This window comes from Variovorax boronicumulans (assembly GCF_019352895.1).
Classification (GTDB): domain Bacteria; phylum Pseudomonadota; class Gammaproteobacteria; order Burkholderiales; family Burkholderiaceae_C; genus Variovorax; species Variovorax boronicumulans_A.
Genome location: NZ_JAAAFX010000014.1, coordinates 615,510 through 641,957 on the forward strand (window position 1 = coordinate 615,510; position 26,448 = coordinate 641,957).

Below are 26,448 nucleotides of genomic sequence, written 5' to 3' on the forward strand. Positions count from 1 at the left end.
GCCTGCTGCTCCTGCTCGCGCAACCTGAAGCGCTGGATCTTTCCCGTCGCCGTCTTCGGCAGTTCGTCGACGAACTCGATGAAGCGCGGGTACTTGTAGGCCGCCAGGTGCTGCTTCACGAAGGCCTTGAGTTCTTCCTCCGTGGCCGCGCTGCCGCTCTTCAGCACCACGAAGGCCTTGGTCTTGGTCAGGCCGTCGCTGTCCTGCTTGCCGATCACCGCGGCCTCGAGCACGGCCGGGTGCCGCATCAGCGTGGCCTCGACCTCGAAGGGCGAGACGTAGATGCCGCTGACCTTGAGCATGTCGTCGCTGCGTCCGGCATAGGTGTAGTAGCCGTCGGCGTCGCGCGAGTACTTGTCACCGCTCTGGGTCCAGCCGTCGCGGAAGGTGGCGGCGCTTTTTTCGGGGTTGCCCCAGTACATCAGCGCGCTGCTCGGGCCCTGGATGTAGAGGTCGCCGACCTCGCCGTCGGGCACGGGCCGGCCGTCCTCGCCGCGCAGCTCGATCCGGTAGCCCTCGACCGGGCGGCCGGTGGTGCCGTAGCGGATGTCGCCCGGCCGGTTGGAGATGAAGATGTGCAGCATCTCGGTCGAGCCGATGCCGTCGATGATCTCGCAGCCGTAGTGCGCCTTGAAGCGCTCGGCGATCTCGCCCGGCAGCGCCTCGCCCGCCGACGAGCACATGCGCAGCGCGACCGCTTCGCGCGCGGGCTTGGAGGCCGATGCGAGCATGCCCGCGAAGCCGGTCGGCGCGCCGAAGAAGACGGTGGGCTTGACGGGCGTGCCGTGCGCGGCCTGCGCTTCGCCGGTCCAGCGCCGGAAGGTGGCGTCGGGCGTGGGCCGTTCGGCCATCAGCACCACCGTGGCGCCGACCGACAGCGGGAAGGTCAGGCCGTTGCCCAGCCCGTAGGCGAAGTAGAGTTTGGCGGCGGAGAAGCAGACGTCGTCCTCGGTCAGGCCCAGCACCGGCTTGCCGTAGAGCTCGGCCGTCCACCACGGGTTGCCGTGGGTGTGCACCGTGCCCTTGGGCCGGCCGGTCGAGCCCGAGGAGTACAGCCAGAAGGCGTGGTCCTGGGCCCGCGTCGGCGCGGGCGCGGCCATCGGTGCATGGGCCGCGATCTGCGCCTCGAGGTCGAGCCCGTCCGGCGGCAGCGCGGCGGTCGGCTGCGTGACGAGCAGCTGTGCCAGCGCATGGGGCGCGCGGCCCATCGCGTCCTGCAGCACGGGCAGCAGCGCGCCCGAGACCAGCGCGGCCTTCGAGCCGCTGTGCGCGAGCATGTAGGCGTAGTCGTCGGCCGTCAGCAACGTGTTGACCGCCACCGGCACCAGGCCCGCGTAGAGCGCGCCGAGGAAGTTCACCGGCCAGTCGCTGCTGTCGAGCTGCAGCAGCAGCACGCGGTCCTCGCGCTGCAGGCCGGCGGCAAGCAGCGCGCTGGCCAGCCGGCGGGCGCGGTCCTCGAGCCGGCCGTAGTCGAGCGTGCCGCGGTCGTCGATGTAGGCCAGCTTCTGCGCGCGGCCGCGGTTGAGCGCGAACAGGTGCTCGGCGAAGTTGAAGTCGGTGGGCGGGTTCATCGTGTGTCTCCTGAAGCCGTGTGTGCCGGCGCGTTCCGTTCGGGCCCGTGTGCCGGCTACAGGCCGAGCGCGGCCAGCACCGCGGGGCTGGCCTGCACCGCGCTGCGGCGGTGGTAGAAATCCAGCGCGCGCAGCCCGCCGAGTTCGGCGCCGCCGCCCGCGCGGCCCGGGCCGCCGTGCAGCGACATGGGCATCACGTTGCCGTGGCCGGTGTGGGTCTGCGCCACCTCGGGCGTGACCACGTGCACCCGACCATGGCTCGCGGCCACACGCACCGCCGTGCGGGCCAGCGCGGCGTCGTCGCTGCCGTGCAGCGAGGTCACGAGCGAGCCCTGGCCGCGGTGCGCCAGCGCGATCGCATGCGCGGTGTCGCGGTAGGGCAGCAGCGTGGCGACCGGGCCGAAGACCTCGACGTCGTGCACCAGGGGCGCCGCGTCGGCATCCTTCGCGCCCAGCAGCACCGGGCCGATGCAGGCGGCGACCGCGGGGTCGGCATCGACCAGCGGCTGCTGGCTGCCGTCGTGCAGCAGATCGGCCTGCTGGCGCAGCGTGGCCAGGCCTTCGCGCACCGACTGCAGCTGCGCGCGGCTCACCAGCGAGCCCATGCGCACGCCCTCGTTGCGCGGGTTGCCCACGGTGATGGCGCGCAGCTTGGCGCCGATGGCTTCGGCCGCGGCGTCGTAGACGGCCGCCGGCACCAGGACGCGGCGGATCGCGGTGCATTTCTGCCCGCTCTTGACCGTCATTTCGCGCACCACTTCGCGCACCAGCAGGTTGAAGGCCTCGCTGCCCGGCGCCGCGTCGGGCATCAGCAGGGCGGAGTTCAGGCTGTCGGCCTCGATGTTGGCGCGCACCGAGCGCTGCGCGACGGCCGCGTGCGATCGGATCAGCGCGCCGGTCTCGGCCGAGCCGGTGAAGGACACGACGTCGAAGGGTTCCAGCGCATCCATCAGCCCGTTGGAGCTGCCGCAGATCACCGACAGCGCGCCGGCCGGCAGCACGCCCGCATCGACCACGTCGCGCACCATGCGCTGCGTGAGCCAGGCGGTGGCGGTGCCGGGCTTGACGATCACCGGCACGCCCGAGAGCAGCGCGGGCGCGGCCTTCTCCCACAGGCCCCAGGCCGGGAAGTTGAAGGCGTTGATGAGCAGCGCGACGCCCTGCGTCGGCACCTGCAGGTGCTGCGCCAGGAAGACCGGCTCCTTGCCGAGCTTGACCGCGTCGCCGTCACGCAGCACCTGCACGTCGCCCAGCGCATCGCCCCACTTGGCGTACTGGCCGAGCGTGAAGATCGCGCCGTCGATGTCGACCGCGGAGTCGTTCTTGACAGTGCCCGAATTGGCGGTGGCGATCTCGTAGTAGGCGTCGCGGTGCGTCTGCAGCACCTTGACCACCGCGCCGAGCAGGGCCGCGCGCTGCCGGTAGGTGAGGGCACGCAGGCCGGCGCCGCCGGTGTCGCGGGCGAAGCGGAAGGCCGCGGGCAGGTCCAGCCCGGTCGCGTCGACGCGGGCCAGTTCGGTGCCGAGCACGGGGTCGAAGAGCGGCGTGCCGGTGCCGGTGCCGTGTTGCCAGCGGCCGGCGACGTGGTTGGCGAGAAGTTCGGTCATGGGAGCGTGGCCTCAGTGGCGCGTGAATTGGATCTGGCCTTCGGGCAGCAGATAGAGCACCAGGGCGCGGCCCTGGGCGACGGTCGGGTGGTGGGCGCTGCCCGGTGGGTACACGCACCAGCCGGCCGGGCGGCCGTCGAAGGTGGCGTCGCCCTCGAGCGGCATGATCAGGTCGATCTCGCCGTTGGGATGCGTGTGGTGCGGGCCCGCGAGGTCGGTCATGTCGACCACGTCGACCGAGAAGCGGTGCAGCGCGTCTTCGGGCTTGAAGGGGCGGCCGTAGCGGATGCCGCCGCCTTCGCGCTCGCACAGCCAACCCTCGGCCACGCCTTCGAGGCAGGCGTTCTTCAGCGCCGCGAAAGTGGGGCTGCCCGCGCCGTGCGTGGCGTTGAGCCACTGGTCGAGCGTGTCGTCGAGCGGGCGGCCCGCGATCTGCGCTGTAAGGTCGGCCACCAGCTGGTGGAAGTTTTCTTTGGACATGGTCTTCGGTCGTGGGGCGAACGTTCTTGCAGGTGAAGTGCGGTTGCAGCTTTGGGCTGCGTGCAGTATCTTGCGTGTCATCGAACAATAGGCACCATGATGCATGTTGTCAAGCAACATAATGCATGTATGGCGTTTACCCTGAGCGCGCAAAATCACGTGACTGAATTGAGGAGTTCCATGACTGAGGAAGTGCAGGCGGGGGGAATGGCGGCGGAGTCCGCCGAGCCGACGGGTGCGGAGGCGGCGCGCAATCCCTTGCTGGCCGCGCTGGGCGACCGGGTGCGCAACCTGCGCGCGCAGCGCGGGCTCACGCGCAAGGCGGTGGCGCTGTCGGCCGAGGTGTCGGAGCGGCACCTGGCCAACCTGGAATACGGCACCGGAAACGCGTCGATCCTGGTGCTGCAGCAGGTGGCGACGGCGCTGCATTGCTCGCTGGCCGAGCTGGTCGGCGACGTCACCACCAGCTCGCCCGAGTGGCTCCTGATCCGCGAGCTGCTCGAGCACCGCAGCGAGGCCGACCTGCGGCGCGCGCGCCTGGCGCTGGGCGAACTGCTGGGCAGCGGCCGCGGCGATGCGGCGCGGCACCGGCGCATCGCGCTGATCGGGCTGCGCGGCGCGGGCAAGTCCACGCTCGGGCCGCTGCTCGCGCAGGACCTCGACGTGCCCTTCATCGAGCTGAGCCGCGAGATCGAGACCCTGGCCGGCTGCAGCGTGCGCGAGATCCACGACCTCTACGGCACCAGCGCCTACCGGCGCTACGAGCGGCGCGCCCTCGAGGAGGTGGTGCAAATCCACAGCGAGGTGGTGATCGCCACGCCGGGCGGCATCGTGTCGGACCCGGCCACCTTCAACGAGCTGCTGTCGCACTGCACCACGGTGTGGCTGCGCGCCGCGCCCGAGGAGCACATGGGCCGCGTGGTGGCGCAGGGCGACACCCGCCCGATCGCCGCCAGCAAGGAAGCGATGGACGACCTGCACCGCATCCTCGACGGCCGCGCTGCCTTCTATTCGAAAGCCGACCTGCAGATCGACACCAGCGGCCAGACGCTGGAGCAGAGCTTCAAGGCCCTGCGCGGCAGCGTGCGCGCCGCCATCGCCGCCGCCTCCTGAGCCTGGCGCCGGCGGCGCCTCCGTGAAATTGAAGAAAAACGCAACAGGCATTGACTTGCATGTTTGCATGCATGATGATGCATGTCAGGCGATCGAGAAATGCATTATGTTTCTTGTTTTTTCGTTTCACGGAGACCCGCATGACCCCCACCCCTGACACCGCCCCCCGCGTCGACTACCGCACCGAACCCGCCCAGTACCGGCACTGGAAGCTCTCGGTGCAGGACGAGGTCGCGCAACTCACGCTGGACATCGCCGAAGACGGCGGCATTCGTCCGGGCTACAAGCTCAAGCTCAACAGCTACGACCTGGGGGTCGACATCGAGCTCAACGACGCGCTCAACCGCGTGCGCTTCGAGCACCCGCAGGTGCGCTCGGTGATCGTGACCAGCGGCAAGGACCGGATCTTCTGTTCGGGCGCCAACATCTTCATGCTGGGCGTCTCGAGCCACGCCTGGAAGGTGAACTTCTGCAAGTTCACCAACGAGACGCGCAACGGCATCGAGGATTCGTCGAAGCACTCGGGCCTGAAGTTCCTGGCCGCCGTCAACGGCGCCTGCGCGGGCGGCGGCTACGAGCTGGCCCTGGCCTGCGACGAGATCGTGCTGGTCGACGACCGCTCCTCGGCCGTCTCGCTGCCCGAAGTGCCGCTGTTGGGCGTGCTGCCCGGCACCGGCGGCCTGACCCGCGTGACCGACAAGCGCCATGTGCGCCACGACCTGGCCGACATCTTCTGCACCAGCGTCGAAGGCGTGCGCGGCCAGCGCGCGGTGGACTGGCGCCTGGTCGACGCGATCGCCAAGCCCGCGCAGTTCGGCGCCATGGTGCAGGAGCGCGCCGCCAAGCTGGGCGAGGGCGGTCGACGCGCGGACAAGGGTGCACAGGGCGTGAAGCTGACGCGCGTCGAACGTGAAGAAACGCCCGACAGCCTGCGCTATGCACACGTGAGCGTCGACATCGATCGTGCCCGCCGCACCGCGACGCTGACGGTGCAGGCGCCCTCGGGCCCGCAACCCGGTGACATCGCGGCCATCGCGGCCATCGAGGCCGCGGGTGCCGACTGGTGGCCACTCGCCATGTGCCGCCAGCTCGACGACGCGATCCTCAACCTGCGCACCAACGAAGCCGACATCGGCACCTGGCTGCTCAAGACCCAGGGCGATGCACAGGCCGTGCTCGCGAGCGACGCGACCATGCTGGCCCACCAGGACCACTGGCTGGTGCGCGAGACCCTCGGTGCGCTGCGCCGCACGCTGGCACGGCTGGACGTGTCCTCGCGCTCGCTGTTCGCGCTGGTCGAGCCGGGTTCCTGCTTTGCGGGCACGCTGGCCGAGATCGCCTTCGCGGCCGATCGCACCTACATGCTGGCGCTGCCCGACGATGCCGAGCGTGCGCCCCGGCTCACGCTCGACGAATTCAACTTCGGCTTCTTCCCGATGGTCAACGACCAGAGCCGGCTGCAGCGCCGCTTCTACGAAGAGAGCGCGCCGCTCGAGACCGCACGCGGCGCCGCCGGCCGTGCACTCGATGCCGACGAGGCGCTGAAGCTGGGCCTGGTCACGGCCGCACCTGACGACATCGACTGGGAAGACGAGCTGCGCATGGCGATCGAGGAACGCGCGGCCATGTCGCCCGATGCCCTGACCGGGCTCGAAGCCAACCTGCGCTTCGCCAGCAAGGAAAACATGAACACCCGCATCTTCGGCCGGCTCACCGCCTGGCAGAACTGGATCTTCAACCGGCCCAACGCGGTCGGCGCCAAGGGGGCGCTGAAGGTCTACGGCACCGGCGAAAAAGCCGGCTTCGACATGAACCGCGTCTGACCCTTTGTCCAGAACTCACCAGGAAATCCTCATGAGCACCGTCAACTACAGCGACAAGATCCCGAACAACGTCAACCTCAGCGAAGACCGCACGCTGCAGCGCGCGCTCGAAGGCTGGCAGCCCAACTTCGTCAACTGGTGGGACGACGTCGGCCCCGATGGTTCGACCGGCTACGACGTCTACCTGCGCACCGCCGTCAGCGTCGACCCGCAAGGCTGGGCCCAGTTCGGTCACGTGAAGATGCGCGACTACCGCTGGGGCATCTTCCTGAACCCGGGCGACGCCAACCGCGAGATCCACTTCGGCGACCACAAGGGCGAGAAGGCCTGGCAGGACGTGCCCGGCGAGCACCGCGCCAACCTGCGCCGCATCATCGTGACGCAGGGCGACACCGAGCCCGCCTCGGTCGAGCAGCAGCGTCACCTGGGCCTGACCGCGCCCAGCATGTACGACCTGCGCAACCTCTACCAGATCAACGTGGAAGAGGGCCGCCACCTGTGGGCCATGGTCTACCTGCTGCACAAGCACTTCGGCCGCGACGGCCGCGAGGAAGCCGAGGCGCTGCTGCAGCGCACCTCGGGCGACGTGGACAACCCGCGCATCCTGGGCGCCTTCAACGAGAAGACGCCCGACTGGCTGGCCTTCTTCATGTTCACCTACTTCACCGACCGCGACGGCAAGTTCCAGCTGTCGGCGCTGGCCGAGAGCGCCTTCGACCCGCTGGCCCGCACCACCAAGTTCATGCTGACCGAGGAAGCGCACCACATGTTCGTGGGCGAGAGCGGCGTGTCGCGCGTGCTGGCGCGCACCGCGGCCGTGATGAACGAACTCAAGACCGACGACCCGCAGAAGGTGCGCGCCGCGGGCTGCATCGACCTGGGCACGATCCAGCGCTACCTGAACTTCCACTACAGCGTGACCATCGACCTGTTCGGCGCCGACCAGTCGAGCAACGCCGCGATCTTCTACAGCTCGGGCCTCAAGGGCCGCTACGAAGAAGGCAAGCGGACCGACGACCATGTGCTCAAGGGCCAGACCTACAAGGTGCTCGAGGTCAAGGAGGGCCAGTTGCTCGAGAAGGACGTGCCGATGCTCAACGCGCTCAACGAGGTGCTGCGCGACGACTTCATCAAGGACTCGGTGGCCGGCGTGGGCCGCTGGAACAAGGTGCTCGAGAAGGCCGGCATCCCGACGCGCCTGACGGTGCCGCACAAGGCCTTCAACCGCCAGATCGGCGCGCTGGCCGGCATCAAGATGTCGCCCGACGGCCGTGTGGTGGGCGACGTGGAATGGGCCGCGCGCAAGAGCGAGTGGCTGCCCACGCCCGAGGACTTCGCCTTCGTCGCCTCGCTGATGGGCCGCGTGATCGAACCCGGCAAGTTCGCCGGCTGGATCGCGCCGCCGGTGATGGGCATCAACCGCCAGCCGGTGGATTTCGAGTACGTGCGTTTCGGTTGATCTGTATTGGGGTATTGCTCCTTCCCCCGCTGGGGGAAGGCAGGGATGGGGGCTCGACGGCGCGACCACGACAAGCGCCGCGACCCTCACCCGACCTTCCCCCCCCGAAGGGGAGGGCTCTAGGAGAAACAACATGGACATGGCCGTTGAAGCGGGCGTGATCAGGCAGCACCTGATCGACCCCGAGATCTGCATCCGCTGCAATACCTGCGAAGCCACCTGCCCGGTGAACGCGATCACGCACGACGACAACAACTACGTCGTGCGCGCCGATGTGTGCAACGGCTGCATGGCCTGCATCTCGCCGTGCCCCACGGGCTCGATCGACAACTGGCGCACCATGCCCGTGGTGCGGGCCTACTCGATCGAGGAGCAGCTGAGCTGGGAAGAACTGCCGCCCGAACTGAGCGCCGACGAACTGGCGGCAGCGGGCGTGGAAGCAGCCGAGGCCGTGGCCGAACCGGTGGTGGCCGAGGCGCCGGCCGCATCGGCCACTGGCGAGACGGTCTTCAACTCCGCGAGCTACGGCGCCACCACGCCGCCCTGGTCGGCCGCGCATGCGTACACCAACCTCTATGCGCCCAAGAAGCCGGTGAGCGCGACCGTGACCGGCAACTTCAACTGCACCGAGGCCGGCTTCGAGAGCGAGACGCACCACATCGTGCTCGACTTCGGCGCGCTGCCCTTCCCGGTGCTCGAGGGCCAGTCGATCGGCATCGTGCCGCCGGGCACCGACGCGCTGGGCAAGGCCCACCATCCGCGCCAGTACTCGGTCGCCAGCGCGCGCAACGGCGAGCGGCCCGGCTACAACAACCTCTCGCTGACGGTCAAGCGCGTGGTCGAGGACCACCAGGGCAACGCGGTGCGCGGCATCGCCTCGAACTACGTCTGCGATCTCAAGGTGGGCGACACGGTGACGGTGGTCGGGCCCTTCGGCTCGACCTTCCTGATGCCCAACCATCCGAAGTCGCACATCGTGATGATCTGCACCGGCACCGGCAGTGCGCCCATGCGCGCCATGACCGAATGGCGCCGCCGCCTGCGCAAGAGCGGCAAGTTCGAGGGCGGCAAGCTGATGCTGTTCTTCGGCGCGCGCACGCAGCAGGAGCTGCCGTACTTCGGGCCGTTGCAGAGCCTGCCCAAGGACTTCATCGACATCAACCTGGCCTTCTCGCGCCTGCCCGACCAGCCGCGCTGCTATGTGCAGGACCTGCTGCGCCAGCGTGCCGCCGATCTGTTGCCGCTGCTGCGCGATGGCCATACCCACATCTACGTGTGCGGGCTCAAGAGCATGGAAGAGGGCGTGGTGCTGGCACTCCGCGACGTGGCCGAGGAGGCCGGCCTGCCCTGGGAGCCGCTGGCGGCCGCGCTCAAGAAAGAGGGGCGGCTGCACCTCGAGACCTACTGAACGCGGCCGAAGAAAAAAGAAAGGATTTGCCAGTGACAGACAGTCGAACGATGCAGGTGGACACCGACGACTTCCGCGTCGACCTGGGCGACGACGGCGTGGCCGAAATCGTGCTCGGCGCGCCGGGCGCGATGCCGACCACCGGCGTGCGCGGCCACGCGGCGCTGGGCGCGATCTGGCCGCGCCTGGCGGTCGAGCCCGGGGTGCGCAGCGTGCTGGTGCGCAGCGAGGGCAAGGGCTTCTGTGCGGGGGGCCATGTCGAACTGGTCGCGCAGATGCTGGGCAGCGAAGCCGAGCGCATGCGCGTGATGCGCGAGGCCCGGCAGATCGTGCAGGGCATGGTCGACTGCGACCTGCCCATCGTCTCGGCCATCCACGGCGCGGCCGTGGGCGCGGGCGCCGCGCTGGCCCTGTTGGCCGACGTCTCGGTGGCGGCACGCAGCGCCAAGATCATCGACGGCCACACCAAGATCGGCGTCGCGGCCGGCGACCATGCGGCCATCGTCTGGCCGCTGCTGTGCGGCATGGCCAAGGCCAAGTACCACCTGCTGACCTGCGCGCCGCTGAGCGGCGAGGAGGCCGAGCGCATCGGGCTGGTCAGCCTCTCGGTGCCCGACGACGAGCTGCAGGCGCGGGCGCGCCAGATCGCACTGGAACTGGCGGCCGGCAGCCCCTCGGCGCTGGCTTTCACCAAGCGCACGCTCAACCACTGGCTGCGCGCGGCCTGGCCGGCCTTCGAGCATTCGCTGGCGCTGGAGATGATCGGCTTCGCCGGCAGCGATGCGCGCGAAGGCCTTGCGGCATTGAACGAGCGCCGCGCGCCGCGCTTCGGCGCCGCGCCGTGAAGTTCGCCGACTTCCATCTGGGGCAGGTCATCGAGGCCGGGCCCTACGAACTGAGCGAAGCCGAGCTGCTGCAGTTCGCCCGTGCCTACGATCCGCAGTGGTTCCACACCGACGCGGCCGCCGCGGACGGCGGGCCCTTCGGCGGCCTGATCGCGAGCGGCTGGCACACCTGCGCCATCGCCATGCGGCTCGTCGTGGAGGCCGCGCTGGCCGGTTCCGAATCCTTCGCCTCGCCGGGCCTGCAGTACGTGAAGTGGCCGCAGCCTGTGCGCGCCGGCGACGTGCTGCGCCTGCGCGCGGAAGTGGTCAGCGTGCGCGTGTCGGAACGGCGGCCGTCGCTGGGCATCCTCGACTGGCAGTGGCAGCTGTTCAACCAGCGCAAACTCTGCGTGCTCGACCTGCAGGCGACCAGCCTGTTCCAGCTGCGCGAGGCGCGTTGAGCGTCGGTGCGTGCTATGTTCGTTCGGCCACGGACTGACCGATGGCGGCAGACCTACAACGGAGACAGGCCATGCGAATTTGGCAGAAGGACGTGACGCTGGCGCTGCTCAATGGCAGCCATGACCACACCGCGGTCGAGCGGCTGGGCATCGAGTTCCTCGAAGTGGGCGACGATTTCATCCGTGCGCGGGCGCCCGTGGATGCGCGCACGATGACCCAGCATGGCACGCTGGATTCCGGCGTGGCCGTGGTGCTGGCCGAGACGCTGGGTTCTTGCGGCGCGCACTACGCGACACCGGACGACCGGCGCGCGGTGGGCCTGAGCATCAACGCCCACCACTTCAAGCGGCCGTCGAAGGGCTGGATCACCGGTGTGACCCGGCCGCTGCAGAACGAGGACGGGGCCCAGGCCTGGACCATCGAGATCAAGGACGACGAGGGCGATCTGGTCTGCACCTCGCAGATCGTGATGGCCGTGCTCGGCCCGCGTTAGACCAACCTCAGTTCGACTGCAGCAGCGCGATCTCGCGGCGCAGCGCCTCGTTCTCGCGCGTGAGTTCGGCCACGCGGGCGCGCAGCGTCGTCAGTTCGTCGCCGGCATCGCCGTGGCTTTCTGCGGCGCCTTCGCCCGCGTCTGCCGAGGCCGCGTCCTCGCGCGGCTTGCGCTTGTTGGCTTCGCGCACGCGCTTGGCGGCCTGCTTGAGCTCGTCCTTGCCGCCGTTGGCTGCGGCGGTCTGCTCTTCGGCCGGCAGGCTGGACACGGCGGCCGCCGCATTGAGCGTGATCGTGCCGGACTTGAGCGCGGCCACCACTTCGGGCGCGGCCTGCTTCTGGATCTTCTCGATCATCACCACCTGGCTGCTGCTCAGGCGCGCGGCCTTGGCGATGGATTCGCGGCTGTCCAGTGGCGCGGGCGGCGGCGTGTCGTCGACGTCGAAGGGCGGGCCTTCATCGGCTTCGTTGCCGGTGGGCACGCTCGGCGCAGCCGCGCGGGCGCGGCGCTCGGCCACGATCTCGCGCTTGCGCAGCGCCAGCACGCCGCGCTGGAAGTCCGAGACGCTGCGGCGGCCCAGGTGCTGGTCGATCATCCAGAGGTGCACGTCCTCGATGGTGCGAAAGCGCGGGTTCTGCACTGTCTGGAAGGGCAGGTCGTGCTTCTGGCAGATGCCGTAGCGGTTGTGGCCGTCGACCAGCACGTCGCCCCAGAGCACCAGGGCGTCGCGGCAGCCCTCGGCCAGCATGCTGCGTTCGAGCGCTTCGTATTCCTCCGGCGTCAGCGGGTCGATATAGGCTTTGAGTTCTTCGTTGACGACGATGTCCATGGGCACGGGATCCGGGAAATGAGCAGAAGGGCCGGCATTGTAGAGAGGGCCGCCGCGCCCATCGCCCGGGCCGGGTCTTCAGCTCGACAGCGGCATCGGCGTGAGCCGGCTCGCTTCAAGGCCCAGCGCGTCCATCACGCGCATCGCGGCATAGGCGTCGTTGGCGGCGTAGCACACCTGGCCTTCGCTCAGATGCCGGGCCGCCCAGTTGGAGGTGGTCTGCTTGCGCGACTTGATGAAGCGCTGGCCGAACACCAGCGCCACCGCGGTCTTCACGCCCACCGAGTTGCGGTAGCCGCGGCGCTTGAACACGGTGTCGAGGTCGACCACGGCCTGCGGGTCGATGCCCAGCGTGTGGCGGATCTGGGTGCGGTCGCCGGCCAGGCCGAAGCCGACCTTGGTCAGCGCGCTCGAGGCCAGCAGGCTGGCCGCGGCCGCGCGGCAGACCGGGTCGTGCAGCTGGAACACCCAGGCCCGGTCGAGCGAGGCGAACTGCACCGTGTGCGGGCCGGTCGAGACCTCGTTCTTGAGAAAGGTCGGCTTCGATTCCGTGTCGAATCCCACCACCCGCAGCGCGCCCAGCGCGGCGAGCGCCTGTTCGGCCTGCAGCGCGGTCGCGACCACCTCGATGTCGCGCATCTCGAGGCCGGCTAAGGGTTCGAGCAAGGCGATCTCGTCGCGTGTGGGCAGGGGCGGCGGGGCGGTGTTCATGGTGCTTTCTTTGTCTTCTTCGCAGGGGCCTTGCGGGGTTTGGCGGGTTTGGGCGCGCCGGCGCGCAGCGCCGCCTCCCAGGCCCGGCGGCCCCACAGGGTGGCGAGTTCGGCGTCGTCGAACAGGTCGGCCGGGGCCTCGCGGTACGACAGCCGGGCCGGCTTGCCCTGCCGCAGGTAGCTGAAGTGTGGCAGCTGCAGCGCATCGAAATGCGGGGCGCTCTGGTCGTCGGCCTTGAGGTAGAGCACGTCGCCCAGCACCAGCGCGATCATGCGCCCGTCGTGGAACACGCCGTGGCCGCCGAACATGCGGCGCGTCTGGATGCGGCCCAGGCCCTGGAAGATCTCGTGCAGGCTGTCGACGAAGGCGGCGGAGGCCATGCCGCTCAGCGCGCGAGCTGCGCGGCGTGGTGCCGCAGGTGGTCGGCCATGAAGCTCTGGATGAAGTAGTAGCCGTGGTCGTAGCCCGCGTGGCGGCGCAGCGTGAGCGGCTGGCCGATGTGTTCGCAGGCGGCCTCGAACAGCTGCGGGTGCAGCTGCTCGGCCAGGAATTTGTCGGCCAGGCCCTGGTCGATCAGGATGCCCGCGGGGTAGGGCGCGACCGGCTGGTTGTCCATCAGCACCGTGGCATCGTGTTCGAGCCAGGCCGAACGGTCCGCGCCGAGGTAGCCGGCGAAGGCCTTCTCGCCCCAGGGGCAGCGCGTGGGCGCGCAGATCGGCGCGAAGGCCGAGAGCGACTTGAACAGCCCCGGGTGGCGCAGCGCCAGCGTGAGCGCGCCATGGCCGCCCATCGAGTGGCCGGACAGGCCGACGCGCTGCAGGTCGATGCCGCACTGCGCGCCCAGCAGGGGCAGCAGTTCGCCGATCAGGTAGCTCTCCATGCGCCAGTGCGTGGCCCAGGGGGCCTGCGTGGCGTCGAGGTAGAAGCCGGCGCCGACACCGAAGTCCCAGGCCTCGGCCTCGCCCGGCGCGTTGGCGCCGCGCGGGCTGGTGTCAGGCGCGACCAGGGCCAAGCCCAGCTCGGCCGCGAGCCGCTGCGCGCCGGCCTTGACCATGAAGGTCTCCTCGTTGCAGGTCAGGCCCGCGAGGTAGACCAGCGCCGGCACCGGGCCGTCGGCGGCCTGCGGCGGCAGGAAGACCGAGAAGCGCATCGGCAGGCCGATCTCGCGCGAGGCATGTTCGTGGAAGCGCTGCGTGCCGCCGAAGCAGGCGTGCTCGGACAGGGTCTTCAGGGTGTCGCTCATCGCGCGCCGATCAGTAGTGGACCACCGAGCGGATCGACTTGCCTTCGTGCATCAGGTCGAAGGCCTCGTTGATGCCCGACAGCGGCATGGTGTGGGTGACGAAGGGCGCGAGCTGGATGTCGCCCTTCATCGCGTCCTCGACCATGCCCGGCAGCTGCGAGCGGCCCTTGACGCCGCCGAAGGCCGTGCCCAGCCAGCGCCGGCCGGTCACCAGCTGGAACGGGCGGGTGGAGATCTCCTGGCCCGCGCCGGCCACGCCGATGATCACCGACTGGCCCCAGCCGCGGTGCGCGCACTCGAGCGCGGCGCGCATCACGTTGACGTTGCCGATGCACTCGAAGGAATGGTCGACGCCCCAGGTCGTCATCTCGACGATCACCTGCTGGATCGGCTTGTCGTGGTCCTTGGGGTTCACGCAGTCGGTGGCGCCGAAGGTGCGGGCCAGGTCGAACTTCGAGGGGTTGGTGTCGATGGCGATGATGCGCCCGGCCTTGGCCAGCTTGGCGCCCTGGATCACCGCCAGGCCGATGCCGCCCAGGCCGAACACCGCGACCGAGTCGCCTTCCTGCACCTTGGCGGTGTTCTTCACCGCGCCCAGGCCGGTGGTCACGCCGCAGCCCAGCAGGCAGACCTGCTCGGGGTTGGCGTCGGGGTTGATCTTGGCCAGCGAGACCTCGGCCACCACCGTGTATTCGCTGAAGGTCGAGCAGCCCATGTAGTGGTAGATCGGCTGGCCGTTGTAGCTGAAGCGGGTGGTGCCGTCGGGCATCACGCCCTTGCCCTGCGTGGCGCGCACGGCCACGCAGAGGTTGGTCTTGCCGCTCTTGCAGAACAGGCACTCGCCGCATTCGGCGGTGTAGAGCGGGATCACATGGTCGCCGGGCTTGACGCTGGTCACGCCTTCGCCGACCTCGACCACGATGCCCGCGCCTTCATGGCCCAGCACCGCGGGGAACAGGCCCTCGGGATCGTCGCCGCTGAGCGTGAAGGCGTCGGTGTGGCAGATGCCGGTGTGGGTGATCTTCACCAGCACCTCGCCCTTCTGCGGCGGGGCGACGTCGATCTCGACGATCTGGAGGGGCTGTCCGGCAGCGAAGGCGACGGCGGCGCGGGATTTCATGGGAAGGAACTCCTGAAGAATGAGAGGGGATAGGTGCTCAGCGCAGGTAGGTGCGCACCAGCGTGGTCATGTCCTGCACCCGCTGCGCATGGCGCGGGTCGGTGTCGGCGGCCGAACCGAACTCCTCGCGGATGTGCGATTCGAGCACCTCGGACATCAGCCCGTTGACGGCACCACGGATCGCCGCGAGCTGCTGCAGCACGCTGCCGCATTCGGCGCCGGCTTCCAGCGCCCGTTCGAGCGCATCGGCCTGGCCGCGGATGCGACGCACGCGCAGCAGGGCCTTTTTCTTCTCGTCGGGCGAATGGGGCATGGCTGGAGTGTATACCCCCGGGGAGTATCGTTCGTGACGATCGGCATCGACCCTGGCCTAAGATGCCGGGTCCCAGCAGCCAGACTTTCCAGATGAAGACCATCCTCGTTCTCAACGGCCCCAACCTCAACCTGCTCGGCACCCGCGAGCCCGCGCAGTACGGCCACGACACGCTGCCCGATGTCGAGCGCCTGTGCGCCGAGGCCGGCGCGAAGCTGGGCGTGGCCATCGAATGCCGCCAGACCAACCACGAAGGTGCGCTGGTCGACTGGCTGCACGAGGCCGGACGCGAAGTGGCGGCGGGGCGCATGCTCGGTGTGGTGCTCAATGCGGGCGCCTACACCCACACCTCGGTCGCGCTGCACGATGCCATCAAGGGCGCCAGCGTGCCGGTGATCGAACTGCACATCTCCAACGTGCATGCGCGCGAGGCCTTCCGCCACCATTCGTTCATCTCGCCGGCGGCACGCGGCATCATCGTCGGGCTGGGCGTCAAGGGCTATGCGCTGGCGATCGAGGCGCTGACCCAGCTATGACGCTGGCCGAAGGGCTGTTCGCCGACGACGAGGGCGCGCCGCGCTGCCGCTGGTGCGAAGCCACGCCGGCCTACCGGCACTACCACGACAACGAGTGGGGCTTCCCGGTCACCGACGACCGGCGCCTGTTCGAGAAGCTGTGCCTCGAGGGCTTCCAGGCCGGCCTGAGCTGGCTCACGATCCTCAACAAGCGCGAAAACTTCCGCCAGGCGTTCGCCAACTTTGAGGCTGAGCAGCTGGTGCGCTTCGGCGAGGCCGACGTGGCGCGCCTGCTGACCAATGCGGGCATCGTGCGGCACCGCGGCAAGATCGAGTCGACGCTGAACAACGCGCGCCGCGTGCTCGAACTGCGCGAGGAATTCGGCTCGCTGGCCGCCTATGCCTGGGGCTATGAGCCAGAGCTGTCGACGCGGCCGAAGAAGATGACCTTGGCGGCGCTGCGCAGCTTCACCACCTCGGCCGAATCGATCGCGATGTCCAAGGATCTGAAGAAACGCGGCTGGAGCTTCGTCGGCCCCACCACCGTCTACGCCTTCATGCAGGCCATGGGCCTGGTCAACGACCACATCGAGGGTTGCGGCGCGCGGGCGAAGGCGCTGCAGGCGCGGCGCGAACTGAAGCGGCCCTAGCTGCGCCGGTGGGTCGCCGACGGCGGCAGCAGGGGCACGACGAAGGCTTCGGCCGCGGCGAGGTTCCTGGCGGCCAAGGCACGGAAGGACCTGGAAACGGGCGCTTCCACCCGGCCCTGCTGCACCGCCGTCCAGAACCGCCGGGCCGCATCGAGCGCGGAGGACCACACCTCGGGCTTGGCGCCGATGGTGCCGAGCCGCGGCGTGATCGGAAGCAGGTCGGGATCCACGCCGCCACCGATGGGTGCGTAGCGCATCGGGAGGATGTCGTAGGCCGGCGCCACGCTGGCGTAGCCGCCGTCCTCGCGCAGCAGGAAGGAGATGTTGTCGAAGTGGCGGTCGCCATTGCCGATGAGTTCGCTGAAGGCCGCCATGACGTCGATGTGCCGCGCGCCGCTGGCCGGCAGGTAGCGGGCCTGCACGCATCGCGCCGCGAACTCCGACCAGGTGTCGCGCGCGCCGAAGAACTCGTCGTCGATCGCGCCGCACGACAGCATGCCGATGCGGCCATGGCGCCCCTGGCGGTCGAAGCGCTGGACTTCCAGGAACACGTAGGCGCCTGCCATGGACAAGCGGCTGCGCGCCGCCGGCACGCCGACGGCCGCGAGCGAGCGCAGCGCCAGGTCCTCGAGCGGCAGCAGGGCGGCCATGCGACTGCCCTGCCGGGCGAACTTCACGATCACATGGCCCAGGTCTTGAACGAGGCCGAGGAACTTCGGCTGTTCTCCGCCAGCGCTTGACCCGTAGGCCGCATCTTTGAGCTGGTTCGCCATGGCGACGAAGTGCGCAGGCTTGTCCGCCGATCGCGTGGGCGCCAGCTCGCGAAAGTCCATCTCCCGTTGCAGGCCGGCGTCGCCGTAGACCAGGTTGCCGGGCAGGTTCAGTCCGCGCGTGAACAGGTAGGCCACGCGGTGGTCATCGCTCCAGTCCTTCAGGCTGTCCGGGAACTGCAGGTCCGAGGCTGCGGCGCGCGCCACCTGGCGGCCCAGGAAGCCCGAAGGCGACGCGAATGCCATGTACGGCGGGAGCCCGCCATACAAGGTGGTCCGTGTCGAGCGGCGCTCCAGCGTGGCGCCGCCGCCGAGGAACTCGACCGTCGCGAAAGGCGCCATCGTCCCCTGATCCGAGATCCGGTAGATGTTCTGCCGTGCACTTAGGCCGCCCGGCAGCTGGCGCAGCAGGCCGTACCGTGGGGTGCGGTCGCCGGTGATCCGAAAGGCGCTCAGCGTGTCCGGATGCGCCTGAATAGTTCGGGAGAGCGTCGGCTGGCTGATGTCGAGGGCCGCGGTCAGGGCTTGGGCCGAACGCGCTTCATGGCGCAGAAGGCGTTCCAGTGCCTGATAGCGCCGCGCGTTGTCTGTGGTGCCCGGGCCCGTTGCCATGGTCGAAATGAATAGCCCATGAATAGTTCGCTGGATTTTACAGGAACCATTCGTTGCACGCGGAATGACCGCGTGCCGGGTCAAGCCGGTGTCGTGCCCGCCTAGCGGCTGCGCGTCGCCGCCGCCGTTTCGCGCAGCGTGACGCGCCCCTGCGCATCCACGCTTTCCAGCCGCACGTCGAAGCCCCAGAGCCGCGCCACGTGCTTGAGTACTTCCGGCGTACCTTCGTGCAGCGGCAGGCCGTTGCGCTGCACATGGCGCAGCGTGAGCGAGCGGTCGCCGCGCAGGTCGACGTTCCAGACCTGGATGTCGGGTTCGCGGCTGCCGATGTCGTACTGGCGCGAAAGCGATTCGCGCAGCGCCTGGTAGCCGCTGTCGTCGTGGATCGCCGAGATCTCGAGCTCGGACTCGGCCGCGTGGTCGCGCACCGCGAACAGCCGGAAGTCGCGCATGGTCTTGGGGCTCAGGAACTGGCCGACGAAGCTCTCGTCCTTGTAGTTGCGCATCGCATGGTCGAGCGTCGTGACCCAGTCGGTGCCGGCGTAGTCGGGGAACCAGCGCCGGTCCTCCTCGGTCGGCTTCTCGCAGATGCGGCGCAGCTCGGTGAACATCGCGAAGCCCAGCGCATAGGGATTGATGCCGCTGTAGGCGCGATGGCCCACGGGCGGCTGGTAGACCACGCTGGTGTGGGAGCGCAGCCACTCGATCATGAAGCCGTCGGCGAGCTGGCCCTTGTCATACATGGTGTTGAGCAGCGTGTAGTGCCAGAAGGTGGCCCAGCCCTCGTTCATCACCTGCGTCTGGCGCTGCGGATAGAAGTACTGCGCGACCTTGCGCACGATGCGCACCACCTCGCGCTGCCAGGGCTCGAGCAGCGCGGCGTTCTTCTCGATGAAGTACAGCAGGTTCTCCTGCGGCTCGGCCGGGAAGCGGCGCGCGGCGTCGACGTCGGTCGCGGTCTCGGCGCGTCGCGGCAGGGTGCGCCAGAGGTCGTTGACCTGCTGCTGCAGGTGGTGCTCGCGTTCCGCGCGCTGGCTGATCTCTTGCGCCAGCGAGCGCTTCTGCGGCCGGCGGTAGCGGTCGACGCCGTAGTTCATCAGCGCATGGCAGGAGTCGAGCAGCTCCTCCACCGCGTCGATGCCGTGGCGCTCCTCGCACTCGGTGATGTAGTTCCGCGCATAGACCAGGTAGTCGATAATCGACGACGCATCGGTCCACATCCGGAACAGGTAGTTGCCCTTGAAGAAGCTGTTGTGGCCGTAGGCCGCATGGGCGATCACCAGCGCCTGCATCGCCATGGTGTTCTCTTCCATGAGGTACGCGATGCAGGGGTCGGAGTTGATCACGATCTCGTAGGCCAGCCCCATGTGGCCGCGGCGGTAGTTCTTCTCGGTGGCGATGAACTGCTTGCCGTAGGACCAGTGGCGGTAGATCACCGGCATGCCGACGCTGGCGTAGGCGTCCATCATCTGCTCGGCCGTGATGATCTCCAGCTGGATCGGGTAGGTGTCGAGCTTGAAGGACTCGGCGGTGCGCCGGATCTCCTGGTGGTAGGTCTCGATCAGCTCGAAGGTCCAGTCGGAGGGGCTGGGCAGCACGGCCTTGGCGCCCAGCGGGTGCAGAAGCTCGGTCATGCGGGCACTCCTTCCTTCTTGAACAGGTCGCGGAACACCGGGTAGATGTCCTGCGCGCTCGCCACCTTGCGCATCGCGAAGTTGGGGCGGATGCCCACCAGCTGCGCGTACTCCTGCCAGAGGTTCTGCTCGGCATCGGCCACCTGCACGTAGGCGTAGTAGCGCGACATCGGCAGGATCGATTCGTCTAGCAGCTGGCGGCAGCGTCCGCTGTCCTGGTGCCAGTTGTCGCCGTCGCTGGCCTGGGCGCCGTAGATGTTCCACTCGGCGCTGGAATAGCGCGACTTGATGATCTCGTCCATCAGCACCAGCACGCTCGACACCACGGTGCCGCCGGTCTCGGTGGCGTGGAAGAATTCTTCCTCGCTGACTTCCTGCGCCTGCGTGTGGTGCCGCAGGAAGACCAGGTCGATCTTCTCGTAATGCCGCGTGAGGAACAGGTAAAGCAGCATGAAGAAGCGCTTGGACATGTCCTTGCGCGCCTCGTCCATCGAGCCCGAGACGTCCATCAGGCAGAACATCACGGCCTTGGCGCTGGGCACCGGCACGCGTACCCGGTTGCGGTAGCGCAGGTCGATGGGGTCGATGTAGGGCACGTGCTTGGCGGTGCGGCGCAGTTCGGCGATCGCTTCCTCGAGTGCGCGGATGCGTTCGAGCGCCGACGGCAGTTCCGACCCCGGTTCGAGCTTGAGCCGCAGCAGCTCGGCTTCCATGCGGTGCAGTTCGATGCGGCTCTCGCCGCCGAGCGCGATGCGGCGTGCCAGCGCGCCGCGCATCGAGCGCACCACGTGCAGGCTGCTCGGGTTGCCGTCGCTCTTGAAGCCGGCGCGGTGGCTTTTCCACTCGGGCACCTCGGTGAGCTGCGTGCGCACCAGGTGGGGCAGGGCGAGGTCCTCGAAGAAGACCTGCATGAACTCCTCGCGCGTCAGGCTGAAGACGAAATCGTCCTCGCCTTCGCCGCCGTCGCCGGCTTCGCCCTGGCCCGTGCCCCCGCCGCTCCCGCCCGGCGGCCGCGCGATGCGGTCGCCCTTGAGGTACTCCTGGTTGCCCGGGTGCACGTGCTCGCGGTTGCCGCCGGCCCCGTGCCCGAACACCGGCTCGGACACATCGCGCTTGGGCAGCGTGATGTCCTCGCCGCGCTCGAGGTCGCGGATGTTGCGGCCACTGATCGCGCGCCGCACCGCGTCGCGGATCTGGCCCCGGTAGCGCCGGAGAAAGCGCTCGCGATTGCCGATCGACTTGTTCTTGCCGGACAACCGCCGATCGATGATCTGTTGCAGCATGGCCAAGGTGTCAAACCTCCGCGCCGGAGCGCAGCGTGGGACGAGGAACTCAGGAACTCTTGCGGACGCGCAGGTACCACTCGCACAGCAGGCGCACCTGCTTGGACGTATAGCCCTTCTCGACCATGCGCGCGACGAAGTCCTGGTGCTTCTTCTGTTCGTCGGCGCTGCTCTTGGCGTTGAAGCTGATGACTGGCAGCAGCTCCTCGGTGTTGGAGAACATCTTCTTCTCGATCACCGTGCGCAGCTTCTCGTAGCTGGTCCAGGCCGGATTGCGGCCCGCATTGCCGGCCCGCGCGCGCAGCACGAAGTTGACGATCTCGTTGCGGAAGTCCTTGGGGTTCGAGATGCCCGCGGGCTTCTCGATCTTCTCGAGTTCGCCGTTGAGCGAGACCCGGTCGAAGACCTCGCCGGTGTCGACGTCGCGGTACTCCTGGTCCTGGATCCAGTAGTCGGCGTAGGTCACGTAGCGGTCGAAGATGTTCTGGCCGTACTCGCTGTAGCTCTCGAGGTAGGCGGTCTGGATCTCCTTGCCGATGAACTCGGCGTAGCGCGCGGCCAGGTGCTCCTTGATGTAGGCCAGGTACTTCTGCTCGGTCTCCGGCGGGAACTGCTCGCGCTCGATCTGCTGCTCGAGCACGTACATCAGGTGCACCGGATTGGCCGCGACCTCGCTGCTGTCGAAGTTGAAGACCTTGGAGATGATCTTGAAGGCGAAGCGCGTCGACACGCCGCTCATGCCCTCGTCGACGCCCGCGTAGTCGCGGTATTCCTGCAGCGACTTGGCCTTCGGGTCGGTGTCCTTGAGGCTGTCGCCGTCGTAGACCAGCGACTTGCTGAAGATGCTCGAGTTCTCCGGCTCCTTGAGCCGCGTGAGCACCGAGAACTGCGCCATCATGCGCAAGGTGCCGGGTGCGCAGGGTGCGGCGGCCAGCGAGGAGGTGCGCACCAGCTTCTCGTAGATCTTGATCTCTTCGGAGACGCGCAGGCAGTAGGGCACCTTGACGATGTAGATGCGGTCGAGGAAGGCCTCGTTGTTCTTGTTGTTGCGGAAGGCCTTCCATTCGCTCTCGTTGCTGTGCGCCAGCACGATGCCGTCGAAGGGGATGGCGCCGAAGCCCTCGGTGCCCTTGAAGTTGCTCTCCTGCGTGGCGGTCAGCAGCGGATGCAGCACCTTGATCGGCGCCTTGAACATCTCGACGAACTCCAGCAGGCCCTGGTTCGCGAGGCACAGGCCACCCGAGTAGGAGTACGCGTCGGGATCGTCCTGGGCGTAGGTCTCGAGCTTGCGGATGTCGATCTTGCCGACCAGCGAGGAGATGTCCTGGTTGTTCTCGTCGCCGGGTTCGGTCTTGGCCACCGCGATCTGGCGCAGCACCGACGGGTAGCGCTTGACCACCTGGAACTTGCGGATGTCGCCGCCGTATTCCTCGAGCCGCTTGACGGCCCAGGGCGAAAGAATGCGCTGCAGGTAGCGGCGCGGAATGCCGAATTCCTTTTCGAGGATTTCTCCGTCCTCGGCCGGATCGAACAGGCCCAGCGGCGATTCGTTCACCGGCGATCCCTTGATCGCGTAGAAGGGCACCTGCTCCATCAGTTGCTTGAGCCGTTCGGCGATGGAGCTCTTGCCGCCACCCACCGGGCCCAGCAGATAGAGGATCTGCTTCTTTTCTTCGAGGCCCTGCGCGGCGTGGCGGAAGTAGGACACCACCTGTTCGATGGCGTCCTCCATGCCGTAGAACTCCTTGAACGCCGGGTAGAGCTTGATCACCTTGTTGGCGAAGATGCGCGAGAGCCTGGGGTCGTTGCGCGTGTCGACGAGCTCGGGCGCGCCGATGGCCTGGAGCATGCGCTCGGCGGCGGTGGCGTAGGCCACCGGCTCGCGCTTGCAAAGATCGAGGTACTCCTGCAGCGAAAGAACTTCTTCTCGCGTGCGGTCGTAGCGGGCGGCAAAGTTGCTGATCACATCCATGGACACACCTCCATCGAGTCAATGAGGCCGAAGCCCCGGACCTGCAGCAGCCCACACAACCCAACACTCGCCTCAGGTGCTTGGCGCTGGGCTGCATGCCCTGCAAAAAACTCCCTATCTCCGCTGTTGTTGAATCAGCATAAAGCAAAGAACGCATTTGCGAGCGCCATATTCATTCAGAACGGTCGGCGTCTTCAAAGTTCCTACTCAAGCATGAACGATTCGACAGGCCCATGCGTGGACATACGCGTCGATCTTTGTTTTGGATCTATCGAAAGAACCGGCAAAAAAAGGGCGGCCCGTGGGTCGCCCTTTCGATGTCGTGGAGCCGAACGCGATCAGCTGAAGAATTCCTTGGCCTTGTCGAACCAGCCCTTGTCGGTCGGGCTGTGCTTGTTGCCGCCCTTCTTGAGCGACTCGTCGAGCTCCTTGACCAGCTTGCGCTGGTGTTCGGTGAGCTTGACCGGCGTCTCGACGCGCACATGGCAGTACAGGTCGCCCGGGTAGCTGCCGCGCACGCCCTTGATGCCCTTGCCGCGCAGCCGGAACTGCTTGCCGCTCTGCGTGCCTTCGGGGATGTCGATCGCGGCCGCGCCCTTGAGCGTCGGCACGTTGATCTCGCCGCCCAGCGCGGCCGTCGTCATGGCCACCGGCACCACGCAGTGCAGGTCGTCGCCGTCGCGTTCGAACAGCTCGTGCTTCTTGAGCCGGATCTCGATGTAGAGGTCGCCCGGCGGGCCGCCGTTGGTGCCGGGCTCGCCGTTGCCGGTGCTGCGGATGCGCATGCCGTCGTCGATGCCGGCCGGGATCTTCACTTCCAGCGTCTTGTTGTTCTTGATCTTGCCCTGGCCGTGGCAGGTGGTGCACGGCTCGGGAATGATCTTGCCCGTGCCGTGGCACTGAGGGCAGGTCTGCTGTACGCTGAAGAAGCCCTGGCGCATCTGCACCGCGCCCGCGCCGTGGCAGGTGGTGCAGGTGATGGGCTTGGTGCCGGGCTTGGCGCCCGTGCCGCTGCAGGTTGCGCAATCGTCCCAGCTGGGGATGCGGATCTGCGCGTCCTTGCCGTCGGCCGCCTCTTCCAGCGTGATCTCCATCGCGTAGCTCAGGTCGCCGCCGCGGAAGACCTGCCGGCCGCTGCCCTGGCGGCCGCCGCGCGCGCCGCCGAACACGTCGCCGAATATGTCGCCGAAGGCCTCCGCGAAGCCGCCGAAGCCTTCCGCGCCCGGGCCGCCGCGCATGTTGGGGTCGACGCCCGCATGGCCGTACTGGTCGTAGGCGGCCCGCTTCTGCGGGTCCGACAGCATCTCGTACGCTTCCTTGGCGTCCTTGAACTTGGCTTCCGCATCCTTGGACGCGTCGCCCTGGTTGCGGTCGGGATGGTGCTTCATCGCCTGCTTGCGATAAGCCTTCTTGATTTCATCCTCGCTCGCGTTCTTGGGAACGCCGAGGGTTTCGTAGTAGTCGCGTTTGGTGGCCATGGTGCGGGTCGTGCGGGTCGTCGGGGGCGGTAGCTGAAAACGGAAAAGGCTGGATCACCCGTTCGAGGGTGATCCAGCCTCGGGAAGCGCTGCGGGATCAGCCCTTCTTGACTTCCTTGACCTCGGCGTCGACCACGTTGTCGTCCGCCGGGGCGCTGGCTGCCGCTTCAGGGCCGCCTGCTGCACCACCGGCCGCACCGGCGGCTGCCTGCGCGTCGGCGTACATCTTCTCGCCCAGCTTCTGGCTCGCGCTCATCAGCGTGTTGGTCTTGTCCTCGATGGCCGCCTTGTCGTCGGTCTTCAGGGCTTCCTCGACGTCCTTGATGGCCGCCTCGATCTTTTCCTTCTCGCCGGCGTCCAGGGTCTCGCCGTGCTCGGCCAGCGACTTCTTCACGCTGTGCACCATGGCTTCGCCCTGGTTGCGGGCCTGCGCGACTTCGACCTTCTTCTTGTCGTCGGCCGCGTTGAGTTCGGCGTCCTTGACCATCTTCTGGATCTCGTCTTCCGACAGGCCCGAGTTCGCCTTGATAGTGATCTTGTTTTCCTTGCCGGTGCCCTTGTCCTTGGCGCCCACGTGCAGGATGCCGTTGGCGTCGATGTCGAAGCTCACCTCGATCTGCGGCGTGCCGCGTGCGGCCGGGGGGATGCCTTCGAGGTTGAACTCGCCCAGCGCCTTGTTGCCCGAGGCGATCTCGCGTTCGCCCTGGAACACCTTGATGGTCACGGCCGGCTGGTTGTCCTCGGCGGTCGAGAAGGTCTGCGCGAACTTGGTCGGGATGGTCGTGTTCTTCACGATCATCTTGGTCATCACGCCGCCCATGGTCTCGATGCCCAGCGACAGCGGGGTCACGTCGAGCAGCAGCACGTCCTTGCGGTCGCCCGAGAGCACCTGGCCCTGGATGGCGGCGCCGACGGCCACGGCCTCGTCGGGGTTCACGTCCTTGCGCGGTTCCTTGCCGAAGAATTCCTTGACCTTCTCCTGCACCTTGGGCATGCGGGTCATGCCGCCGACCAGGATCACGTCGTTGATGTCCGACACGCTCACGCCGGCATCCTTGATGGCGGTGCGGCAGGGCGCGATGGTGCGCTCGACCAGCTCTTCGACCAGGCTTTCGAGCTTGGCGCGGCTGAGCTTGATGTTCAGGTGCTTCGGACCCGAGGCATCGGCCGTCACGTAGGGCAGGTTGATGTCGGTGGCAGCGCCGTTCGACAGCTCGATCTTGGCCTTTTCGGCGGCTTCCTTGAGGCGCTGCAGGGCCAGCACGTCCTTGCCCAGGTCGACGCCCTGTTCCTTCTTGAACTCGGAAATGATGTAGTCGATGATGCGCTGGTCGAAGTCTTCGCCGCCCAGGAAGGTGTCGCCGTTGGTCGACAGCACTTCGAACTGCTTCTCGCCGTCGACGTCCGCGATCTCGATGATCGACACGTCGAAGGTACCGCCGCCCAGGTCATACACGGCGATCTTGCGGTCGGCCTTGTCCTGCTTGTCCAGGCCGAAGGCCAGGGCTGCGGCGGTGGGTTCGTTGATGATGCGCTTGACGTCCAGGCCCGCGATGCGGCCGGCGTCCTTGGTGGCCTGGCGCTGGCTGTCGTTGAAGTACGCGGGCACCGTGATCACGGCCTCGGTCACCGGCTCGCCCAGGTAGTCCTCGGCGGTCTTCTTCATCTTGCGCAGGATCTCGGCGCTGACCTGCTGGGGCGCGAGCTTCTTGCCGCGTACTTCGACCCAGGCGTCGCCGTTGTCGGCCTTGGAGATGGTGTAGGGCATCAGGTCGATGTCCTTCTGCACTTCCTTCTCTTCGAACTTGCGGCCGATCAGGCGCTTGACAGCGTAGATCGTGTTGCGCGGGTTCGTCACGGCCTGGCGCTTGGCCGCGGCACCGACCAGCACTTCGCCGTCTTCCTGGTAGGCGACGATCGATGGCGTGGTGCGTGCACCTTCCGAGTTCTCGATCACGCGGGTCGTGTTGCCCTCCATGATCGAGACGCACGAGTTGGTGGTGCCAAGGTCGATACCGATGATTCTGCCCATGATGATTGCTCCTGAATGCTGAGAAATTGAGTTGTTGTGAACGTGT

Annotated in this window: 24 protein-coding genes; 9 read left to right on the forward strand and 15 right to left on the reverse strand. The window is 67.9% G+C overall.

Translation table 11 applies throughout. The features are described 5' to 3' along the window. From K0H49_RS29215 to K0H49_RS29225, 3 genes are all read right to left on the reverse strand, one after another. Positions 1 to 1,571: benzoate-CoA ligase family protein (locus K0H49_RS29215; protein WP_219220420.1), on the reverse strand; the 1,571-nt coding region annotated here is incomplete at its 3' end. 56 nt (positions 1,572 to 1,627) lie between these two features. Further along, complete coding sequence (locus tag K0H49_RS29220; protein ID WP_219220216.1) at positions 1,628 to 3,178, reverse strand: 3,4-dehydroadipyl-CoA semialdehyde dehydrogenase; 1,551 nt, start codon at positions 3,176 to 3,178, stop codon at positions 1,628 to 1,630. Positions 3,179 to 3,190: 12 nt separating this feature from the next. Further along, the gene (locus K0H49_RS29225) at positions 3,191 to 3,658 is read right to left on the reverse strand and encodes a 4-hydroxylaminobenzoate lyase (protein ID WP_219220218.1); all 468 of its coding nucleotides are present in this window, start codon (positions 3,656 to 3,658) and stop codon (positions 3,191 to 3,193) included. Between the two features lie 180 nt (positions 3,659 to 3,838). Here K0H49_RS29225 and K0H49_RS29230 point away from each other — a divergent pair, with 180 nt between their 5' ends. The 7 genes from K0H49_RS29230 to K0H49_RS29260 all read left to right on the forward strand — a co-directional run bounded on the left by K0H49_RS29230 (position 3,839) and on the right by K0H49_RS29260 (position 11,240). After that, positions 3,839 to 4,771, forward strand: coding sequence for a helix-turn-helix transcriptional regulator (locus tag K0H49_RS29230; RefSeq protein ID WP_219220220.1), 933 nt, complete (start codon positions 3,839 to 3,841; stop codon positions 4,769 to 4,771). Between the two features lie 140 nt (positions 4,772 to 4,911). Next, positions 4,912 to 6,594, forward strand: coding sequence for a 2,3-epoxybenzoyl-CoA dihydrolase (boxC, locus tag K0H49_RS29235; RefSeq protein ID WP_219220223.1), 1,683 nt, complete (start codon positions 4,912 to 4,914; stop codon positions 6,592 to 6,594). A gap of 31 nt (positions 6,595 to 6,625) precedes the next feature. Further along, positions 6,626 to 8,053 carry a benzoyl-CoA 2,3-epoxidase subunit BoxB gene (boxB, locus tag K0H49_RS29240; RefSeq protein ID WP_219220224.1) on the forward strand — a complete coding sequence of 476 codons (1,428 nt, stop codon included), beginning with the start codon at positions 6,626 to 6,628 and terminating at the stop codon, positions 8,051 to 8,053. A 133-nt stretch (positions 8,054 to 8,186) separates the two neighbouring features. After that, the gene (boxA, locus tag K0H49_RS29245; protein WP_219220227.1) at positions 8,187 to 9,461 is read left to right on the forward strand and encodes a benzoyl-CoA 2,3-epoxidase subunit BoxA; all 1,275 of its coding nucleotides are present in this window, start codon (positions 8,187 to 8,189) and stop codon (positions 9,459 to 9,461) included. Positions 9,462 to 9,511: 50 nt separating this feature from the next. After that, positions 9,512 to 10,306 carry an enoyl-CoA hydratase/isomerase family protein gene (locus K0H49_RS29250; protein WP_219220422.1) on the forward strand — a complete coding sequence of 265 codons (795 nt, stop codon included), beginning with the start codon at positions 9,512 to 9,514 and terminating at the stop codon, positions 10,304 to 10,306. After that, positions 10,303 to 10,746 carry a MaoC family dehydratase gene (locus tag K0H49_RS29255; RefSeq protein WP_219220229.1) on the forward strand — a complete coding sequence of 148 codons (444 nt, stop codon included), beginning with the start codon at positions 10,303 to 10,305 and terminating at the stop codon, positions 10,744 to 10,746. The genes K0H49_RS29250 and K0H49_RS29255 overlap by 4 nt, the downstream gene beginning before the upstream one ends. A 71-nt stretch (positions 10,747 to 10,817) precedes the next feature. Continuing rightward, complete coding sequence (locus K0H49_RS29260) at positions 10,818 to 11,240, forward strand: hotdog fold thioesterase (protein WP_219220231.1); 423 nt, start codon at positions 10,818 to 10,820, stop codon at positions 11,238 to 11,240. Positions 11,241 to 11,247: 7 nt separating this feature from the next. Here K0H49_RS29260 and K0H49_RS29265 read toward each other — a convergent pair whose 3' ends face one another. From K0H49_RS29265 to frmR, 6 genes are all read right to left on the reverse strand, one after another. Next, on the reverse strand, positions 11,248 to 12,069 hold the full coding sequence (locus K0H49_RS29265) for a plasmid replication/partition related protein (RefSeq protein WP_219220233.1): 822 nt from the start codon (positions 12,067 to 12,069) through the stop codon (positions 11,248 to 11,250). Positions 12,070 to 12,147: 78 nt separating this feature from the next. Then, positions 12,148 to 12,780, reverse strand: a complete 633-nt coding sequence (locus tag K0H49_RS29270) for a 3'-5' exonuclease (RefSeq protein WP_219220235.1) — start codon at positions 12,778 to 12,780, stop codon at positions 12,148 to 12,150. Next, the gene (locus K0H49_RS29275) at positions 12,777 to 13,160 is read right to left on the reverse strand and encodes a TfoX/Sxy family protein (protein ID WP_219220237.1); all 384 of its coding nucleotides are present in this window, start codon (positions 13,158 to 13,160) and stop codon (positions 12,777 to 12,779) included. Before K0H49_RS29275 ends, K0H49_RS29270 begins: the two co-directional genes overlap by 4 nt. A gap of 5 nt (positions 13,161 to 13,165) precedes the next feature. Continuing rightward, a complete protein-coding gene (gene fghA, locus K0H49_RS29280) occupies positions 13,166 to 14,023 on the reverse strand; it encodes an S-formylglutathione hydrolase (protein WP_219220238.1) in 858 nt (285 codons plus the stop codon). A gap of 10 nt (positions 14,024 to 14,033) precedes the next feature. After that, complete coding sequence (locus tag K0H49_RS29285; protein ID WP_219220240.1) at positions 14,034 to 15,143, reverse strand: S-(hydroxymethyl)glutathione dehydrogenase/class III alcohol dehydrogenase; 1,110 nt, start codon at positions 15,141 to 15,143, stop codon at positions 14,034 to 14,036. 37 nt (positions 15,144 to 15,180) lie between these two features. Further along, positions 15,181 to 15,456 carry a formaldehyde-responsive transcriptional repressor FrmR gene (gene frmR / locus K0H49_RS29290; RefSeq protein WP_219220242.1) on the reverse strand — a complete coding sequence of 92 codons (276 nt, stop codon included), beginning with the start codon at positions 15,454 to 15,456 and terminating at the stop codon, positions 15,181 to 15,183. A gap of 92 nt (positions 15,457 to 15,548) precedes the next feature. Between frmR and aroQ the strand changes: the two genes are divergently transcribed. Together aroQ and K0H49_RS29300 are read left to right on the forward strand one after the other, a co-directional pair. Beyond that, a complete protein-coding gene (gene aroQ, locus K0H49_RS29295; RefSeq protein WP_219220244.1) occupies positions 15,549 to 15,992 on the forward strand; it encodes a type II 3-dehydroquinate dehydratase in 444 nt (147 codons plus the stop codon). Continuing rightward, positions 15,989 to 16,621, forward strand: a complete 633-nt coding sequence (locus K0H49_RS29300; RefSeq protein WP_219220246.1) for a DNA-3-methyladenine glycosylase I — start codon at positions 15,989 to 15,991, stop codon at positions 16,619 to 16,621. Before aroQ ends, K0H49_RS29300 begins: the two co-directional genes overlap by 4 nt. On the opposite strand, the gene K0H49_RS29305 is transcribed toward K0H49_RS29300, so the two are convergent. From K0H49_RS29305 to dnaK, 6 genes are all read right to left on the reverse strand, one after another. Further along, positions 16,618 to 18,087: a HipA domain-containing protein gene (locus K0H49_RS29305; protein WP_219220247.1), complete on the reverse strand. Its 1,470-nt coding sequence runs from the start codon at positions 18,085 to 18,087 to the stop codon at positions 16,618 to 16,620. The genes K0H49_RS29300 and K0H49_RS29305 overlap by 4 nt on opposite strands. A 17-nt stretch (positions 18,088 to 18,104) precedes the next feature. Then, entirely contained in the window at positions 18,105 to 19,637 is a 1,533-nt protein-coding gene (locus K0H49_RS29310; protein WP_219220250.1) for a SpoVR family protein, read from the reverse strand. Beyond that, complete coding sequence (locus K0H49_RS29315; RefSeq protein WP_257625277.1) at positions 19,634 to 20,926, reverse strand: YeaH/YhbH family protein; 1,293 nt, start codon at positions 20,924 to 20,926, stop codon at positions 19,634 to 19,636. The genes K0H49_RS29310 and K0H49_RS29315 overlap by 4 nt, the downstream gene beginning before the upstream one ends. 43 nt (positions 20,927 to 20,969) lie before the next feature. Beyond that, positions 20,970 to 22,892 carry a PrkA family serine protein kinase gene (locus K0H49_RS29320; protein ID WP_219220252.1) on the reverse strand — a complete coding sequence of 641 codons (1,923 nt, stop codon included), beginning with the start codon at positions 22,890 to 22,892 and terminating at the stop codon, positions 20,970 to 20,972. 338 nt (positions 22,893 to 23,230) lie between these two features. Next, positions 23,231 to 24,370, reverse strand: coding sequence for a molecular chaperone DnaJ (dnaJ, locus tag K0H49_RS29325; protein WP_219220254.1), 1,140 nt, complete (start codon positions 24,368 to 24,370; stop codon positions 23,231 to 23,233). 97 nt (positions 24,371 to 24,467) lie between these two features. After that, positions 24,468 to 26,402, reverse strand: coding sequence for a molecular chaperone DnaK (gene dnaK, locus K0H49_RS29330; RefSeq protein ID WP_219220256.1), 1,935 nt, complete (start codon positions 26,400 to 26,402; stop codon positions 24,468 to 24,470). Positions 26,403 to 26,448: the final 46 nt, after the last annotated feature.

Excerpts from the sequence above, each read along its gene's own strand:
- K0H49_RS29310 (WP_219220250.1), bottom strand. The coding sequence starts at position 19,637 with ATGACCGAGCTTCTGCACCCGCTGGGCGCCAAGGCCGTGCTGCCCAGC.
- boxC (WP_219220223.1), top strand. The coding sequence starts at position 4,912 with ATGACCCCCACCCCTGACACCGCCCCCCGCGTCGACTACCGCACCGAA.
- K0H49_RS29230 (WP_219220220.1), top strand. The coding sequence starts at position 3,839 with ATGACTGAGGAAGTGCAGGCGGGGGGAATGGCGGCGGAGTCCGCCGAG.
- K0H49_RS29285 (WP_219220240.1), bottom strand. The coding sequence starts at position 15,143 with ATGAAATCCCGCGCCGCCGTCGCCTTCGCTGCCGGACAGCCCCTCCAG.
- frmR (WP_219220242.1), bottom strand. The coding sequence starts at position 15,456 with ATGCCCCATTCGCCCGACGAGAAGAAAAAGGCCCTGCTGCGCGTGCGT.
- boxB (WP_219220224.1), top strand. The coding sequence starts at position 6,626 with ATGAGCACCGTCAACTACAGCGACAAGATCCCGAACAACGTCAACCTC.
- K0H49_RS29225 (WP_219220218.1), bottom strand. The coding sequence starts at position 3,658 with ATGTCCAAAGAAAACTTCCACCAGCTGGTGGCCGACCTTACAGCGCAG.
- boxA (WP_219220227.1), top strand. The coding sequence starts at position 8,187 with ATGGACATGGCCGTTGAAGCGGGCGTGATCAGGCAGCACCTGATCGAC.
- K0H49_RS29260 (WP_219220231.1), top strand. The coding sequence starts at position 10,818 with ATGCGAATTTGGCAGAAGGACGTGACGCTGGCGCTGCTCAATGGCAGC.
- K0H49_RS29220 (WP_219220216.1), bottom strand. The coding sequence starts at position 3,178 with ATGACCGAACTTCTCGCCAACCACGTCGCCGGCCGCTGGCAACACGGC.
- fghA (WP_219220238.1), bottom strand. The coding sequence starts at position 14,023 with ATGAGCGACACCCTGAAGACCCTGTCCGAGCACGCCTGCTTCGGCGGC.
- K0H49_RS29320 (WP_219220252.1), bottom strand. The coding sequence starts at position 22,892 with ATGGATGTGATCAGCAACTTTGCCGCCCGCTACGACCGCACGCGAGAA.
- K0H49_RS29275 (WP_219220237.1), bottom strand. The coding sequence starts at position 13,160 with ATGGCCTCCGCCGCCTTCGTCGACAGCCTGCACGAGATCTTCCAGGGC.
- K0H49_RS29270 (WP_219220235.1), bottom strand. The coding sequence starts at position 12,780 with ATGAACACCGCCCCGCCGCCCCTGCCCACACGCGACGAGATCGCCTTG.
- K0H49_RS29265 (WP_219220233.1), bottom strand. The coding sequence starts at position 12,069 with ATGGACATCGTCGTCAACGAAGAACTCAAAGCCTATATCGACCCGCTG.
- dnaK (WP_219220256.1), bottom strand. The coding sequence starts at position 26,402 with ATGGGCAGAATCATCGGTATCGACCTTGGCACCACCAACTCGTGCGTC.
- K0H49_RS29300 (WP_219220246.1), top strand. The coding sequence starts at position 15,989 with ATGACGCTGGCCGAAGGGCTGTTCGCCGACGACGAGGGCGCGCCGCGC.
- dnaJ (WP_219220254.1), bottom strand. The coding sequence starts at position 24,370 with ATGGCCACCAAACGCGACTACTACGAAACCCTCGGCGTTCCCAAGAAC.
- K0H49_RS29250 (WP_219220422.1), top strand. The coding sequence starts at position 9,512 with ATGCAGGTGGACACCGACGACTTCCGCGTCGACCTGGGCGACGACGGC.
- aroQ (WP_219220244.1), top strand. The coding sequence starts at position 15,549 with ATGAAGACCATCCTCGTTCTCAACGGCCCCAACCTCAACCTGCTCGGC.